This window comes from Pseudomonas sp. LBUM1656 (genome assembly GCF_059716065.1).
This window is the reverse complement of the sequence record NZ_CP166800.1, coordinates 2,453,583-2,468,561: the sequence shown is the minus strand read 5'-3', so window position 1 is coordinate 2,468,561 and position 14,979 is coordinate 2,453,583. Positions and strand designations below refer to the sequence as shown.

General features: G+C 55.4%; 13 protein-coding genes. 4 read left to right on the top strand and 9 right to left on the bottom strand.

Going from position 1 to position 14,979, the window contains the following annotated elements:
* The first annotated feature begins 459 nt into the window (after positions 1–459).
* The 4 genes from ACA072_RS11165 to ACA072_RS11150 all read left to right on the top strand — a co-directional run bounded on the left by ACA072_RS11165 (position 460) and on the right by ACA072_RS11150 (position 2,731).
* Complete coding sequence (locus ACA072_RS11165) at positions 460–963, top strand: hypothetical protein (RefSeq protein WP_497624340.1); 504 nt, start codon at positions 460–462, stop codon at positions 961–963.
* 81 nt (positions 964–1,044) lie between these two features.
* Positions 1,045–1,515: a hypothetical protein gene (locus ACA072_RS11160; protein WP_497624339.1), complete on the top strand. Its 471-nt coding sequence runs from the start codon at positions 1,045–1,047 to the stop codon at positions 1,513–1,515.
* A 340-nt stretch (positions 1,516–1,855) separates the two neighbouring features.
* The gene (locus ACA072_RS11155) at positions 1,856–2,179 is read left to right on the top strand and encodes a hypothetical protein (protein ID WP_497624338.1); all 324 of its coding nucleotides are present in this window, start codon (positions 1,856–1,858) and stop codon (positions 2,177–2,179) included.
* 54 nt (positions 2,180–2,233) lie between these two features.
* On the top strand, positions 2,234–2,731 hold the full coding sequence (locus tag ACA072_RS11150; protein ID WP_462026667.1) for a hypothetical protein: 498 nt from the start codon (positions 2,234–2,236) through the stop codon (positions 2,729–2,731).
* A 101-nt stretch (positions 2,732–2,832) separates the two neighbouring features.
* On the opposite strand, the gene ACA072_RS11145 is transcribed toward ACA072_RS11150, so the two are convergent.
* The 9 genes from ACA072_RS11145 to ACA072_RS11105 all read right to left on the bottom strand — a co-directional run bounded on the left by ACA072_RS11145 (position 2,833) and on the right by ACA072_RS11105 (position 14,698).
* Positions 2,833–3,654, bottom strand: coding sequence for a VanW family protein (locus tag ACA072_RS11145; protein WP_497624337.1), 822 nt, complete (start codon positions 3,652–3,654; stop codon positions 2,833–2,835).
* Positions 3,655–4,005: 351 nt separating this feature from the next.
* The gene (locus tag ACA072_RS11140) at positions 4,006–4,590 is read right to left on the bottom strand and encodes a hypothetical protein (protein WP_497624336.1); all 585 of its coding nucleotides are present in this window, start codon (positions 4,588–4,590) and stop codon (positions 4,006–4,008) included.
* Positions 4,591–4,676: 86 nt separating this feature from the next.
* Positions 4,677–4,850 (bottom strand): hypothetical protein, encoded by a 174-nt coding sequence (locus ACA072_RS11135; protein ID WP_178082312.1) that lies wholly within the window; start codon positions 4,848–4,850, stop codon positions 4,677–4,679.
* A gap of 11 nt (positions 4,851–4,861) precedes the next feature.
* The gene (locus tag ACA072_RS11130; RefSeq protein WP_497624335.1) at positions 4,862–5,104 is read right to left on the bottom strand and encodes a hypothetical protein; all 243 of its coding nucleotides are present in this window, start codon (positions 5,102–5,104) and stop codon (positions 4,862–4,864) included.
* Positions 5,105–5,231: 127 nt separating this feature from the next.
* Complete coding sequence (locus ACA072_RS11125; RefSeq protein WP_497624334.1) at positions 5,232–6,287, bottom strand: lipocalin-like domain-containing protein; 1,056 nt, start codon at positions 6,285–6,287, stop codon at positions 5,232–5,234.
* A complete protein-coding gene (locus tag ACA072_RS11120; protein WP_497624333.1) occupies positions 6,277–8,748 on the bottom strand; it encodes an ABC transporter permease in 2,472 nt (823 codons plus the stop codon). Before ACA072_RS11120 ends, ACA072_RS11125 begins: the two co-directional genes overlap by 11 nt.
* A gap of 1 nt (position 8,749) precedes the next feature.
* Positions 8,750–9,418, bottom strand: coding sequence for an ABC transporter ATP-binding protein (locus tag ACA072_RS11115; protein WP_497624332.1), 669 nt, complete (start codon positions 9,416–9,418; stop codon positions 8,750–8,752).
* A 103-nt stretch (positions 9,419–9,521) separates the two neighbouring features.
* Complete coding sequence (locus tag ACA072_RS11110; RefSeq protein ID WP_497624331.1) at positions 9,522–12,815, bottom strand: hypothetical protein; 3,294 nt, start codon at positions 12,813–12,815, stop codon at positions 9,522–9,524.
* 185 nt (positions 12,816–13,000) lie between these two features.
* The gene (locus ACA072_RS11105) at positions 13,001–14,698 is read right to left on the bottom strand and encodes a sulfatase-like hydrolase/transferase (protein ID WP_497624330.1); all 1,698 of its coding nucleotides are present in this window, start codon (positions 14,696–14,698) and stop codon (positions 13,001–13,003) included.
* Between the last annotated feature and the right edge of the window lie 281 nt (positions 14,699–14,979).

The following is a 14,979-nucleotide window of genomic DNA, read 5'->3' as shown; positions in this document are numbered from 1 at the left end:
AAAAAGCGGAACGATTTATTTTAATGAAAGAAATAAACCTTTCCCGTTTTTGCTTTACCTTGTTGATAGACCCAAAGCCAGAGTTTCATATTGGGCGGACGAGAGAAATAAAATTAAGTAAAAATCATTTGCCGACACTTATAGAAAATATGGTTACAGAGAACAACTACAACTTCATTTAGATAACCAAAAGATAAACCCAGATGATGCAGATAAACTTCCGGAAAGCATGAGAACTTTTTACGTAATTGCCAAGAAAAACATGGAACCAACGAGCCGACAGAGTTCTTCAAAGTTCAAGGGCAATATTTCTCCCGAGATCCTGACTGGGGAGACCACCTCTACATCAACAACTGGCAGGGGCTTTGCGGGCACCTTAAACTGAAAGACAGCGAACCAAAAAAAATAGCTTTAATTGGATCAGAGAATATCACCCATGACAGGCGGGTGGGGACGTTGTTGAAAAACTTAGACGGGCGAAAACTAAACCCAATGAAAACCACGTTCGAAACTGCCTTAGATCAACATGAGATCTCCGAATTCTTCAAAGGAAATGGTATCTACTTTGCTAGAGGATCCGACTGGGGTGATCATCTATATGTAAGCAACTGGGCCGAAATGTGCGGCGTACTTGAAACCCAAAAAGCTGCGCAGAGCTTATTGTCGACTATATTTGAAGAGTACGCGAGATACCTCAATGAAAATTACGAAGACGCTGAAGGTCTACTTTCAAACATAACAGCATATTGCATAACCAGACAAAAATTCCCATTTCTATCCGCCGACAACTACGACCTGATCAAGAGTCTCGACAACAAAAGTAAAGAAAATATAGGCCGCCTATTTAGACTTTTAAGAAAAGAGCACGATATAAAAACCAAAGACCTACAAATGCTTTCGTTCGAAAAACGACTTCAAAAACTAAAAAGCAACGGCTGCTCCATTGATCTTGAAAATCTTTAAATGACAGAAATTTGCCCTCATTTTTTTAAAATCAGCCCCCTCTTTAACCGAAGCCAATTTTTATGAGTGGGAACATCTTCAATGATCAGCAATTTTGAAAAAGCATTAAACAGAGATGAAATCCCAGACTATTTCAGAGGATCCGGCATCTATTTCACAAGAGATCCCGACTGGGGTAATCAACTACACATCATCAACTGGCAAGGGCTTTGCAGCTTTCTTGAGACACAAAAAAATCCCGTGTCTATTCTAAAAAGCGCGTTTGAAAAATACGTAATTACCGTAACAAACAGTCTAGAGGACGCAAACGACCTTCTCGAAAATATAGGGTGCTATTACTATATGCGAAAAAAGGCACCCGTCTTATCTGAAAACAGGTTTGACCTAATCCTCGATATGTCTAGCAATGAAAAGCAGACAATATCTAAAAGCATGGAATTTCTGCATCAAGAAATAAATAAAACGACGAACGCGCAGGACATTGAGCTTTACAACCGGCGACTGTCAAAGCTTATTAGTGATGGCGGCCCTAGCGATATCGCGAATCTTTAGAGAAAAAATGAAATTCCATGACACGCTAACAAGCATTACCGAGCGCTTCTCTATTGGTATAGAACTGGAAACTGGAACACCCTATGTCTCGATACCCTTCAGCAGTCGTCTGGTGGAGTACGAAGAGTACTATCAGATAGGTGGAGTTGCTTATGAACTCTACATGTCTGATCCAACTGCAGCGTTAGAATTTGTTAAGCTCTGCAGGAACCGGGAAATCGACTAGATGCTCATCTATGCGCCCGGCACAGATCGTGGAGAGGCTACATAAGCTCTGAAAAACTCAAAAAATATCATAATCCGGGTCTCAAATGGCTTCACACATGACAGGAGTCTACCGATGCCTTTTGCCGATCTGCAAAATGCGATTAAGCGTGCCGGGTTCACCGTCATCGAGTTCTCGGACCAGCGCGCATTTTTCGGCTGTTGGTCTTTGACTGTCGAAGGCCATGGAACAACCTACCTGATCGTCAATGAAGGACGCGAAGGCTGGATGATGTTTTATCGAGCGAGTGCAGTCGATGCATTTACGGAGCTGGATAAGAAAGAATCGGCCTGGATGGACGATGCCGATAAGGTAGCCCAATGTCTGACTTGGCTCTCTGACTGTCTGTGCCCCACAAAACGAGAAAATTCCGAAAAGCAGGAAAAGCAGGAAAAGTGAGACAGTCGCCACTTGCAGAACGCCTACCTATCAATCAAACAAGCAGGATCTCTCGTGAATAAGCACCAGATCAGTCTTTCAAACGGATGGATTGCAGAATTCGAGAATCAGGGCGAATTTCGCATGTCAGCTGAAGGCTGGAATTTGGTTCTGCAAGGACCGGATCAGCGAAGCATCCAGTACTTCAGAGACAAAATCATTGTGGTGAACGATGACGATGGTGCGCAGGCAAAATCATGTATTCGGCTCTCAAATGATGGCGTTTACGGCTATTTGAGCACGGGGCTGGATCAAGGTTGGGTGATCGATTTTGCGCGAGGCATGATCGCTCCGCACAGGGTAAGCATCTCCCACAGCCATGACGGATACGATGAAAGCATCTCGATGTACGAACAACCTGCCTTCAAACGTGCACGCGAATATATAAGTGTTAAAGGCAAGTACATTTATCTGACTTTCCCCCTCACTAAAGATGAAGATTTCCCGAAGGTATGGGAGGAATATCTACGGATTCGGAGACGGCAACTGGATGAGCTTTACTTCAGGAATTGATCCGGATGTACTGGCTCAACCCTATCGACTAGTGCTTCGCCCCCCCCAAAGCTCTATCGACTTCCAAACAAAAACGGGCAATTTTAAAATCACCCGTTTTTTTATACATTCACGACCAACAAACTCTCCTCAACCTCATACTTAACAACCACCCGATTCTTATAAAGCCGTTCATTCTCCAACACCTCACTCCCCTGCCCCTTACTCCTCACCTCCCGCCAAATCTCATTCTCCCGAAACACCCGCCCACCCTCGCGCAAAAACCGATGCCCAACCTGATAAACGTGATACCGATACTCCCGCACCCGGTCACACAACAACTCCCCTTCCAACTGCTGTTCCCCAACCTTTAACTTCAATTGAAAATGCCGGTCCGTCGGGTTATGCAGCACCAGATCAATGTAGTTGTAAAAAATCGCCGCCCCGGAGCCGAACGGCAACACCCGCCCTTCGTCAGGAAACGGATCGAAGCTGTGGTTTGACCGTTCAACCACCACTAGCGGCGAGTGAATGGCCATCCAGTGAATCAGGTTGCTCAGTTGGCAGATGCCGCCGCCGATGCCGCTGCGGGCTTCACCAAATGACAGTTCCATGCCTTCGACGTAACCGCGTTTGCGGGTCGGTCGGCCGACCAGGCGGCAGAAGGAAAAGTATTCGCCGGGCGCGATGACTATGCCGTTTATTGATGAGACGGCCCGTTTGAGGTTGATGACTTTGTTGTGTTGCAGTGCAATATCGGAGTTGCCGAGTTTACGAATCAGCTTGGAGGTGTGTTTGAGGTAGCGAAAGGGCAAGCGGGATTCGGTGTTGATCGAAACGGCGTATTGCCGGCTGGAGAAGCGCCAGGCTATTTGCCGGAACAGTCTTTTTTGCCACACGCGCAGCCAGTAGAGGGCCGGGTGATAGAGGGAGAGTGGTTTCATCCGTGTCAGAACGGCGGCGGCCGTTTTCATCCTTGATGTGAAAAGTGCCGCGCATCTTAACGTATTGCCGCAGGTGTGTACTGCCCCGAGGAGGTGTTCGCCCAGTGTAATGGCCTCGGCAATCCATGCACTGGTAAAGAGCCCTGCCACTGGGCGAACGGGAAGTATTTTAATGGAAGTCGGGAAAGTTGTCCGTATACATAATCATGAAATTTATCGATACCACCTTAATTAAATGTCACTTCAAATATGATTTGTACGACAACAAAAAACTCACTAGATAGACCATTAAAACTGATTGTTCTTATACAAAAAAGTTGTACAAGAACAATCAAACTATAGAGCTAATACTCAGCTTTCGTGTTTGCTCGTCACTGTCAGTATGTCGGTGTAGGTCACTACGACACTTTGTCCAACTTTCAGGTCTTTCAATTTTGCTTGAACTTCGGGCCGTACGACGTCGATGGTCTTGGACTGGCCGGCAGGGTTTTCGAAGGTCACCTGGTTTTTCTTCAGGTCGATTTTGGTGATTTTCAGCTGAACCTGCACCTGGCGGTAGGCTTCGCCGCCCGGGTTGTCGCTGCCGGGGGCGGCGCGGACTTCGCCGGCACGCTCGACTGTACCTGGCAGGCCTTTGTCGACATCAGTGTCGAGGTAGGCCGCGACGGCGCTGGTGACCTTGATGTCGACTTGATCGCCGACTTTCAGGTTGGCGAGGTTTTTCGCCTTTTCGGTCAGTTGCACATGGACCTGACGACCTTCCGGCCCTTCCAGGACAACTTGGCGATTAGCCGCATCGACCGAAACAACTTTGGTGGTGACCTGATCCGCTTCCACAACGGCAGACAGCGGGATGTCCGCGGCCATGGCGCCAAGGCTGGTAGCAGACAGCAAGGTAGCGAGGGTAATGGCTTTGGTCAGTGCGTGAAGTTTCATAGGCGGTACATTCCCTGTGATGAATGGCAGCAGACGGCTCTGGCCCGAGGGTCAGCGCCGACTGTGCAATTCAGCATAGACGCAGTTCAGGGAGTTTTTGCAGTTTCTTGCGCGGTGGATTCGCCGCTTTGCGTGCCCTTGCCGCTTTCCTTGCGCCGGGTCGGATCGGTGGGGCGCAGGGCATCGTTGTCGCGCTCGACTTCGCCCGGTGGTCGCGGTTCGTCGGGGTGTTCTGTGGTGTCAGGTGACTGGGGTTTCATGGTGGTTCTCCTCAGGCGTCGGGATCATCAACCTCTTGGGCGACGTTCACCGCGGGCGAGTCTTTGTGGGATTGCTCGGCCTTGGCCTTCAAGGCCTGCCATTGCTCCAGGTCGATGGCGCCCTGCCCCAGCAAGTCGTCGGCCACCCGCAGCAGTTCGCTGTAATGGGCGTCGGGGGATTGCTGCCAGTAGGCCTTGTCTTCGAACAGGCGCTGCCAGGAGTCGAGGTCGGGTGGTTTTAGGTCTTCGCTCATGTGAGGGCTCCTGCGGGGCGTTCGTACGGTAGAGGCTTGCGCGGCGTTTGGAGTTCCGGCGGATTTGGTGGGGAGCAAGATCAAGAACTCGCAGCCTCGTTTCACTCGACAGCTGCTACGGGGAGTTTTAGTAGCCGGTCATTTCGAGGTAGCCGGTGCCGCCGTTGAATTGCACCGGGCCTTCCCAGTAAGGAATGCGCAAATCCATCCAGGCATTGGGGTTGAGCGCTGTGATGGTGATGTCGAGCTGTTTGGCAGGGATTTTGATCGACCAGCGCACCGGAATGTCACGCCCGGCGACCTTGGCGGTGTCTTGCGGCGTGAGGCTGATATCGGTGGCGTGCAACAACTGGGTCTTGCCCTGGGCGTCGATCCAGGTGCCGGTGAGGTAAGGCACGCCGTCCTTTTGCCGCATGCGGTAAAGCATGACCTGTTCGCCGCTGTCCAGGTGCAGCGAAAACCAGTCCCAGCCTGTTTGATTGACGGTCAGGGGCTGGCTGCTCCACTCGCGATCAAGCCAGGCCGGACCACTGACCTGATAAGTCTTTCCATCAATTTCCAGCGTCCCACTGGCCTGGAAAAACGGCTGGCTGTAGTAATACGACGCCTGCCCTTGTTCGGATTTCTGACTGAAACCCTTGTCGCCTTGAAGCACCAGCGGACGTGTGGACGTCAGCCGCAATTGGTAACTGAAGCCCTTGTCCCGAGCGCTGAGTTGCAGATCCGCCAAGGCATCGGCGCCCTGACTGCTGAAGCGCCAATCGTCGATCCAGGCATTGAACGGCGCAAGGCTCACACCCGCCTGACCCACGCCACCACGGGCGTAGCGTTCGGCCGCGTGATGGGCGGTTGCCGAGGTCACGGCCGCGTGCCCCAGCCAAATGGTCTGATTGCCCCAGCCCGGCTGCTCCGGAACAGCTTTCAACGCGCTGCGAAACAACGTCCATTGCACGCCAAACTCGCGGCCCTGATCGTCCTTGAGATTGGCGGTGACGTACCACCATTCGATGCGAAAACCGTCATGCGGCCCATGATCGGTCGGGAAGTTGAAGACCCGACCGGGCACCACCGGAGTAAACGCGGAGGCCTCACCGCCGAGCCCGGCGAAGCCTTTATCGTCAGGCGCCGAGTTGTCGCAGCCGCTCAACAACGCCAATAGCAACACAGCGACCTTAATCCTCATGAGCAAACGTCCTCAGCAGGTCCGCCGGTTGCGTGCGATACAGCGAATACAGCGGCCACGCCGACGCCAGCAAGGTCGCGAGCAACGCCAGCCCCATCAACTGCAACAGCTGCAGCGGAAACACGCGCAACGGCAATCGCCAGCCAAACGCCTGCACGTTGATCACCGTGTCCAGGCACCACGCCAAGGCGATCCCCAGCGGCAACGCCAGCACCAGCGTCAGCACCGCCAGCAACCAGGTCTGCCCAAGGTTGAGCAACATCAATTGCCGGCGCGTCACGCCCAGCGCCCACAGCGGCGCGAGCTGCCCTAGGCGGCTCTGGCTCTGGGTCAGCAGGCTGATAAACAGCGCCACACCGGCGACGGCCAGGGTCAGACTGTTGAGCGCGGCGGTGGCGGCAAAGGTGCGTTCAAACACTTGCGTGGACCAACCCTTGAGCCGGGCCTGATCGACGATTCGGCTGTCGTCCAGGGTGAAGCGGACTTGCAGCGTTTTGAGGAACGGCGCAATCAACGCCGGCTCGATGCGCAGGTTGAAACGATTGGGCGTGAGCTGCGGCCAGCCGCGCAGCAGATGGCTGGCGCTCACCAGAAGGTGGCCCTTGGGATTGCCGTAATCAGCATAGATCCCGACGATCCGCGGCGACCACGGGCCGCCGGGCGTGGGGATGGTCAGGTGGTCGCCGAGCCGCACCTTCAAGCGCCGGGCCAGTTGCTCGCTGAGCATCAGCGCATCGTCCTTGGCCAAACGGTCCCAGGGATTGTCGCCCAAGGCTTCCAGCAGCGGCCAATGCTGACGATAGGTCGGGTGATCGATCACGCCGAAGATATCCGCCGGCCAGCCTTGCAGCTGGATCGACACCTGCCAGTTGGGCAGCACGGCGGTCAATGAAGGCTGCTGTTTGAGCCAGCGGTGAAGCTCTCGGGACTGCGCCGGGTTTTGCGGATTGACGTAGAGTTCGGCAGTCAGGCGTTGTTCGAGCCAGTCGCTGAAGGTCTCGCGAAAACCGGCGGTCATGCTGCCGGCGCCGATGTTCGCCGCCAGTGCCAACAGCAGCGCCATCAGTGCCAGGCTCAGCGCGGGAAGTTGCTGACGGCAGTCAGCGAGAAACCATTGGCCGAGCACCGAATGACTGCGGCTCAGTGCCAGGTTCAAGACCAGATTGAGCACCACTGGCAAGGCCAGGGCGGCACCGATCAACAGCGCCGCCATCAGCACGAAACCACTGGCCAGGCTGTCCCCCCAGAACAAGGCAATGAGCGCGATCACAGCGGCCATTGCCGCGACCCAACCCTGACGGCGTAACCAGCGCGCATGAGCTTGATGCCAGGCTTGCGGATCGGCCAGGGCCAGCAACGGCAAACGCGCCGCCCGCAACAAACTGCTGGCTCCGGCCAGCAGCGCGCCGAACAGACTCAGGCCGACTCCGCTGAACCACCACCACGGGCTGAGGCTTAACTGCCCCGCCACTTCGGCGCCATACAAACCGCGCAGGCTGGCGGCCACATCCGGCAGCAGCACGCTGGCCAGCAGGTAGCCGCTGGCGACACCGGCAATGCCGCCGATCAGCGCCAATGCCCCGAGCTCAACCGCCAGACCGGTAATCAACATGCGTGCGCTAACCCCGCAGGCGCGCAGGGTTCGGAGCAATCCTCGGCGTTGCTCCAGCGCCAGCCCGATCGCGGCATGAACGATGAACAGGCCGACCACGAACGACAGGAACCCCAAGGCATCGAGGTTCAAATGAAAGCTTTCGGTCAGTCGCGAGAGGTTGTTTTCTTCACCGCTGGTTTTGAGCTGCAACTGGCCTTTGTATTGGTCGGGCAGTGCCGCGCTGAAATCCTTGGGCAACAACAGACGCGACAGTTGCTCCGGCAGACCGAGAATCTGCTGGGCGTAGCCGATGTCGACCAGCAACAGGCCAGGGGCCATGTCGGTTTGAACCTGCAGTGGCGGTAATGCCACACCGCTCACGCTCAGAGGTTGTTCGCCTTCTTGCAGCCCCAACGCCTGCAAGGTCTGCGGTGAAATCCAGGTGCGGCCCGGAGGGGTGAAAAACTCGACAATCTGCTCGATCGCCAACGACCGCCCCGCCACCGCCGAGCCCGCCGGTAGCGACACCGGTTCGATGCCCATCAGCTGCAAGCGCTGGTCTTCATGGCCCTTGAGCGTCACCCGTCCTTGCAGCACCGGCGAGACCGGCCAACCGGCGCGGCGCAGGTCGACAAACAGTTGCTGGGAGAAAGTCGCACCACTCGGCGAGCTGAGACTGGCCTGCGGTTCGCCGCCGATCAACTGACTGGCGCGGGCATAGCTTTCCCGCGCCTGGCTGTTCAGCGCCTCTACGCCGGTCAGCAAACTGGTGGCGAGCCAGAGTCCGGTCAGTACACTGAAAAATTGCACCGGGTGCTGCCGCCAATGGCTGAGCAACGCCCGCAACGTTTCGCGAAAGACGCGCACCTCAGCGCTCACCCGCGCCAGCCAGACGGCCGCGGTGCAGCACCACCTTCTCCGCCAGGCGTGCGGCAACGCGGTGGCTGTGAGTGACCATCAACAAAGTGGTCGGACTGTCGGCGAGCAATTCCAGCAGCAACTTCAACACTTCATCGCTGGTGGCTTCATCGAGACTGCCGGTGGGCTCGTCGGCCAGCAGCAATTTGGGCTTTGACGCCAAGGCGCGGCCCAACGCGACGCGCTGCTGTTGCCCACCGGAGAGCTGTTCCGGATAACGCCGCAACAAATCACTCAAGCCCAGTCGCTGCACCAGATGCGCTTGCCAGCGCGGATCATGCCGCCCCGCCAGTCGCGCTTGAAAAGCAAGATTGTCCTCGACCCGCAGGCTGCCGATCAGGTTGAACTGCTGGAACACCAGGCCGATTTCGGTCCGCCGCCAGTTCGCCAGTTGCCCTTCGCTCATCTGGTCCAGACAATGTTCACCGCTTTGAATGCTGCCCTGATCGACCTTGTCCAGCCCTGCGATCAAGTGCAGCAAGGTGCTCTTGCCGCTGCCCGACTCACCCATCAGCGCCAGGCTGCTACCAGGTTTCAATGTCAGGTCGACACCTCGCAGCACCGGCAAAGGACCTTGCGGAGTGGCGTAGCTTTTGAAGACGCCTTGGACCTGAAGCATGGGATCACTCGTTTTGATCAGGGTGACCCAAGGATAGCGGACGCGAGTAATGAAACGCACATGCTTAAATTGGCGGCGTCACTTAGACGCCGCAGGTGCAAACTCAAGCCACTTGCATTGCACTGGCTGGCGACTGCTGGATCGGGCAAGGTTTCTGCCACATGACAAATAGCGTATCGACCGCACCACTCCCCCGTTCATAGGCATCGAACGACGCCGTGATTTTGAGTCCCGCCCCCTGCCAGGACTGTGGTTGATGCCCCGCTGATGAACGGCGTGAATAAGCGGAGTAACCGTGGTTCACAAAGTGTTCACTGATGCTCTTCGCGATCCCATCGTGGTTGGATAGAACATGGAGGCCACCATTTTCCGGGAAGGCCACACAAGCCAGCTTATTGTCCAAGGCAATACGATGGGCGACGTCAAAAAACGCACTCACGATCGATTCACTGGTGTAACTGGACATCGCCGGTTCAGTGGGATTGATAGCGCGGATGATGAGGCTTGGCACTGTGGGGTCGAGCGCCGGCAGCACCTCAATGTAAATCATCGCCATGCCCACAACTTGCCGTGAGCCGCGATCAAACACCACCAGATGCGAGTGACGCTTTTCATACCACATCTGCTTGTTGTATCGAGTACAGAGCTTCGTCGCCTCTTTCGCAAAAAAAGCCGCCGGATGCTTTGAAACAACCGCTGATAACTGCGTCTCTTGCTGCTCGTCAGCCTTCTGGGTGAATTTGCCTTGCTCCTTCGCAACCCATGCCGCATATCGACTCAAGACCTTTTTGCGAGTACGAGCCAGCGCCCTGGAAAGCCTGGTTCGTCCATCGTTGGCTGCACCCGCCGTGTCGTTCAAAAGTCGGGAGGCAAGGTAAGCCGCATCTTCATCGCTGAACCTTTGAACAAATTCATCGGTATGGGCATCCAGTGCATCGCCCAGGTTGACCATCAATAACGTGTGCAGCGCTTCGATGCGCTGATGCGCAACCGGGCTTTCTTCATCAATGTTGGTGAGTGCTTCAAACCCGATACGGTTCCATTGGGCAACGGTACTATCGGCATCGCCCGCCGCCAGCAATACGCCAAGATGGGGAACCAACATATGAATATCCGCCGATACCTCATCCAGATAGCGCGCTTTCAGATTCTTGCAGGCATCAAAGATGTGCTTGAAGTCACCCGGTCTGAAGCGTTGGGAGAATTGGCTGGCATTGACCAGCGCTTGCAGTCCTCTGCGGTCAAGAACCGCTTTCAGTCGCCACTGCGCGCATCGCCAGGTCATGCTGTAACTATCACGTAGCGTGAGATGCGACACGTGCTGTTCGTGGCCAATCAGTTCCCCCCACTGAGATCTCACCGTATGCGGGTCTGTTCGGTAAATCAGTGCGATAGCGTCCGCCTGCAACGTGTTCAGTTGATCGCTGGTGGGCCCACGACCAGACATCAACTCATCCAGCAAAGGCATCAAGCGATCAATCTGCAGGTCAATCTCGTCAGGGGTCTCCCAGGCGCTCTCCAATAAACTGCACAGCAGCACACCTTTTGTTCGGGCCAGGATCGGAGCCAGCATTGGCAGCAATACCTGACGCTCCTCAAGGCGGGTGGCTTCCATGGTCTGACGATAGGCTTCTCTGACGGTTTCCTCTTCGTTGTAAGGCCAGGGTCCCAGCAATGCCTGGACTCGTTGAGTGACCGCAGCATTGATGCTCTGCTGATTAGCCTCGAACAAATCGAAGGTCTTGCGCTGATAGGCATCGTTCAGCAACACCTTGTCCAAGGCATCGAAACCACCCCATCCGCGCCACTCCTTGATACCTCTAATGTTCTCGTCGTACCAGACCCGAATCAACTTGAAGGTGTCCAATTGCTTTTCCGAGACCACATAGTGCAACAACTCCCGGCCTACACGGACGAGTTTCAGGGCCTGTCCCAGGCTTCCCAAATCTCGTATTTCGACGGCACCCACCAAATACTCAAGCGCGTCCAGATTGCCCCCCGCGCTGGCCTGCTGAACCCAGGCTGCAACGGACTCAAGGGAAGCATTGCCCTTGCGCTCTTCCACAATCATCAGCAATCGATCCAGTGTTTGCGGCGCTACACGTTCGTAACTCCCCATGAACGCCATGACTGCCTCCGCCGAGCCATGTCCCCGTTGCGTCATGACTTGCAAATACGCCGCCAGATCACGGCCGTTTTGCAGATAGGGGGTGCAGAGCGCCAGTTGCTCGATGGTCAGACAATGGGGTGCAGAAGACAGCAGTGTCAGCTCTGCCAGCGGTGCTGGGGAGACTTCACGTCGAGCCAATGCAATCAACAGAGACTGGCAAGCAGCGATCCCGGCAAGATCAGCGCCAAGCGCTCGCAATCCGATGACCAGTTCACGGGACAAATCGTACCGGCACTCCAGGATGGGCTTGAATTGGCCAACCTCTTCACTGTCTTGCACTCCGACAGCTTCCAGCAGGAACCGCCATTGCGTCGATTCAGTCGTCCACAGAGATTCGCCAACACACTCAAACACCTGCGACAGATTGTCGATGCCTGCACCCAGTAACAGGTCGATGGTGGTTTTCAATCGTTGAGAATTGAAGCGATGAGTGACGAATCGGAAGATGCCCGCGATCTGCTTTCGCGAGACATCATGAGTCATCAATAACTGAGTCAGCCCTCGGGCTTCAGTGGCTTCATCTTGCGCAAGTACGTCCATGGAGCGGTGTGCGAAGCCATGCGTTTGAACCCAGGACAACTCGTCGGGGTGGCGAATAACACCTTCCTCAACGAACATTCGCACGATCGGACCGCTGGGTCTCGGGTACCGGTCAGCGAATGCATGAACGATTTCCGATGGTTGGCGCACGCCCATCAACAGCAGCGCTTTGATCAGATCCTCATCAAGATGCTTGAGCGCCTCAAGCTCGCTGACCGAATGCGCGGTTTCAAGACACCGGAAGGTGAAATCCAGAGACGATGTGAAATACCAATCCCCTCTCAGAGTACGCTGGATCAGCAGATCAAAAATATAGGCTCGTCCCTCGTGCGTACCTATCTGACCCAAGAGTTTCTTCGCGCGCCGGATAGCCAGGTGTTCCGGCAAAAAAAGCCACACGGTCTGTCCTGCTCTATTCCACTTATCGACAGTCAACGCCAACGAAGACGGAATGCCTAATGCACGGCGAACAGCATGCTCCGATTCAGGGGATGAAACGAGGAAATGCTTAACATGGCGGCCAACGTATGCACGAAAAATCTTGATCGTTGCACGCAGCTCGGTGAAGGGAAGCACTGGCTCGTCAGAGTAAAGAAACCGATCAGTACTTTTATCACCCCGTTCTTGCATCGCAAGCATCTTGCTTCGAAACTCGCGGTACGCGATGTGTTCATCCGTATGGCTCAATCCATTTCTCCTCAACGCTCCATTCACACGTTCTTGTGTGGTCGGGACCAGTTTCGCAGAAATGAAAATGAAGTGCAGGCGCGAAAGATCGCTGGCGCCTTGCCAATGAGCCCAATAGTGTCAGCAATGTAGGTCGACGCATCTCCAAACCAACAGAATTTTCGCAGTGCCCGACGTGCAAAACCTCACTGCCCCGCCGCCACACTCGTCGCCGCCTGACCCGGCGTCACAATGCTCTTCAGATCAATATGCTTCCACTCAGGCTTGGCTCCCAGCCGCGCATTGAACCGATAGTTGAACGTAAAGTCGTCCGCCGTCGGCACGCTCAACGGCTTGCCATACACCGCCTCGATCCCCGTCAGGTCATAGCCCATCAACTGCAACAGCGTCGGGAAGATGTTGTAGTGACTCGACCGGTCCTTGTTCGCGGTCAGCGCTTTCTGCCAATCCAGTGTGCGCAACTGATCCCCTTGAATCACCACCAGCGGCACCAGGCCCTCCTCCTGCACCGGATCACCGCCACAGTGCAGATTCAACCCGGGATTGCCCCGTTCATGCAGGTCCTGCCCATGGTCCGAGGTGTAGATCAGCAGCGCATTGCTCATGTCCGCCTGGGCAAACACCCGTGAGAAAAACTCCCCGACGTTCCACAGCAACGTGTTTTTGTAGGCATTGCGGTAGAGCACCCAGTCATCCGGCTGACCGTTGAAACCATCGCGCTTGCCGGTGTCCGCGATTTCGACAAACTGGCCCCGAGGCAAGGTCGGACGGTAGGCCATGAACGCATCCGGGTATTTGTCGTGCACAGGGAAATGCGCGCCCACCTTGTTGACCACCACCAGTTCCGGCTTGCCGTCGTTGAGCAGTTCGATCAGCTTCGCTGCGGCCGCCATGTCGCGGTCGCGCACGCTGGTCTGGTCGAATTGCACGAACTCGTCGATGTCCTTTTTCTCGGTTTCGTTCATCAGGTTCTGCAAGTTGCCGCCGGTGCGCTGAGCGTCGATGTACACGGTGCGCAGGCCAGCCTTCTTCGCGTACTGCCAGATCGACGGCAGAGTGCTGTTAATGCGCATGTAGTCGGCGCGGGTGCCGCCGTAGCGCAAGGTGATGTTGGTGTCGGCGCTGCAATTGGCAATGGACGCGGCGTAACCGTAGTTGAAGATCGCGACGCCCGGGCGCGGTTCCTTGAGGTTGCTGTGCACGCCAAACGGCGCGTTGATGTCCAGGTAGTTGCCGGAAATGCTTTCGTCGATGATCAGTACGATGTCATGCCCCGGCGATGAATCGTTACGCGCCAGCTTCACCGGCTCGCGCGGGCCGACCGTGTTGTGCAGGGCTTCATAGGTGAACAGGTTCAAATAGGCCAGCGGCGTGTACATGATCGGCAGGCCACGGGCGCCCTCGCCCGCTCGCACGAACAACACCGCACTGAGCAGCAACACCCCGAGCACCGGCGCCGCCACCAGCAACGCGCCGGGCAGCGGCATGCGCCGACGCGGCTTGAGCCCGATGCCGAACAGCAGCAGCAAGCCGCCGAGCACCCCACTGATGATCGCGTCGCGGTACTGGTACACCGCCTCCTGGATGAACCCGCCGGAGTACACCATCGACACAAAGCTGCTGTAGGTCAGGTAATCGGCCGTGACGCGGGTATAGACATCGAAAAACACCGCCGAGACAAACATCGCCAGGGCGAACACATGACGGATCAGTGTCTGGCGGATGTACGCGGTCATGAAAAGCGCCACGGTCAGCGCGATAAACATCCCGCCAAACAGCAGCACCGGGAAACCGATCCCCATTGCGCTCAGGCGTTCCAGGTAATAGTCGTAGTTCTTAACTAAATAGAGAACTAAGAGCAGTTCTTTGAGGTATCGAATCATAGTATTTCCGATGCTCGCGGCCGTCCGTTGGCCAATAGATTGTCGGCCATTTTTTGACACTAGCACCGGGCCATCAAAGCGCAAGAAATGTCGGGTTTTTACACAAAGCGTCAAAAAAACGTTGACTCAAATCTGACACACCTGACCGGCTGTAACCCCCGTGTTTCAAGCCCTACGACCGTTTATCGTTTTCTTCTAAATGTGAAAAACCCGTCAAAACCGCGGCAAATCCAGCAGTGGCAAGCACTTGATGGCAAAACGCCCCAAAAATGGGCCTGTTA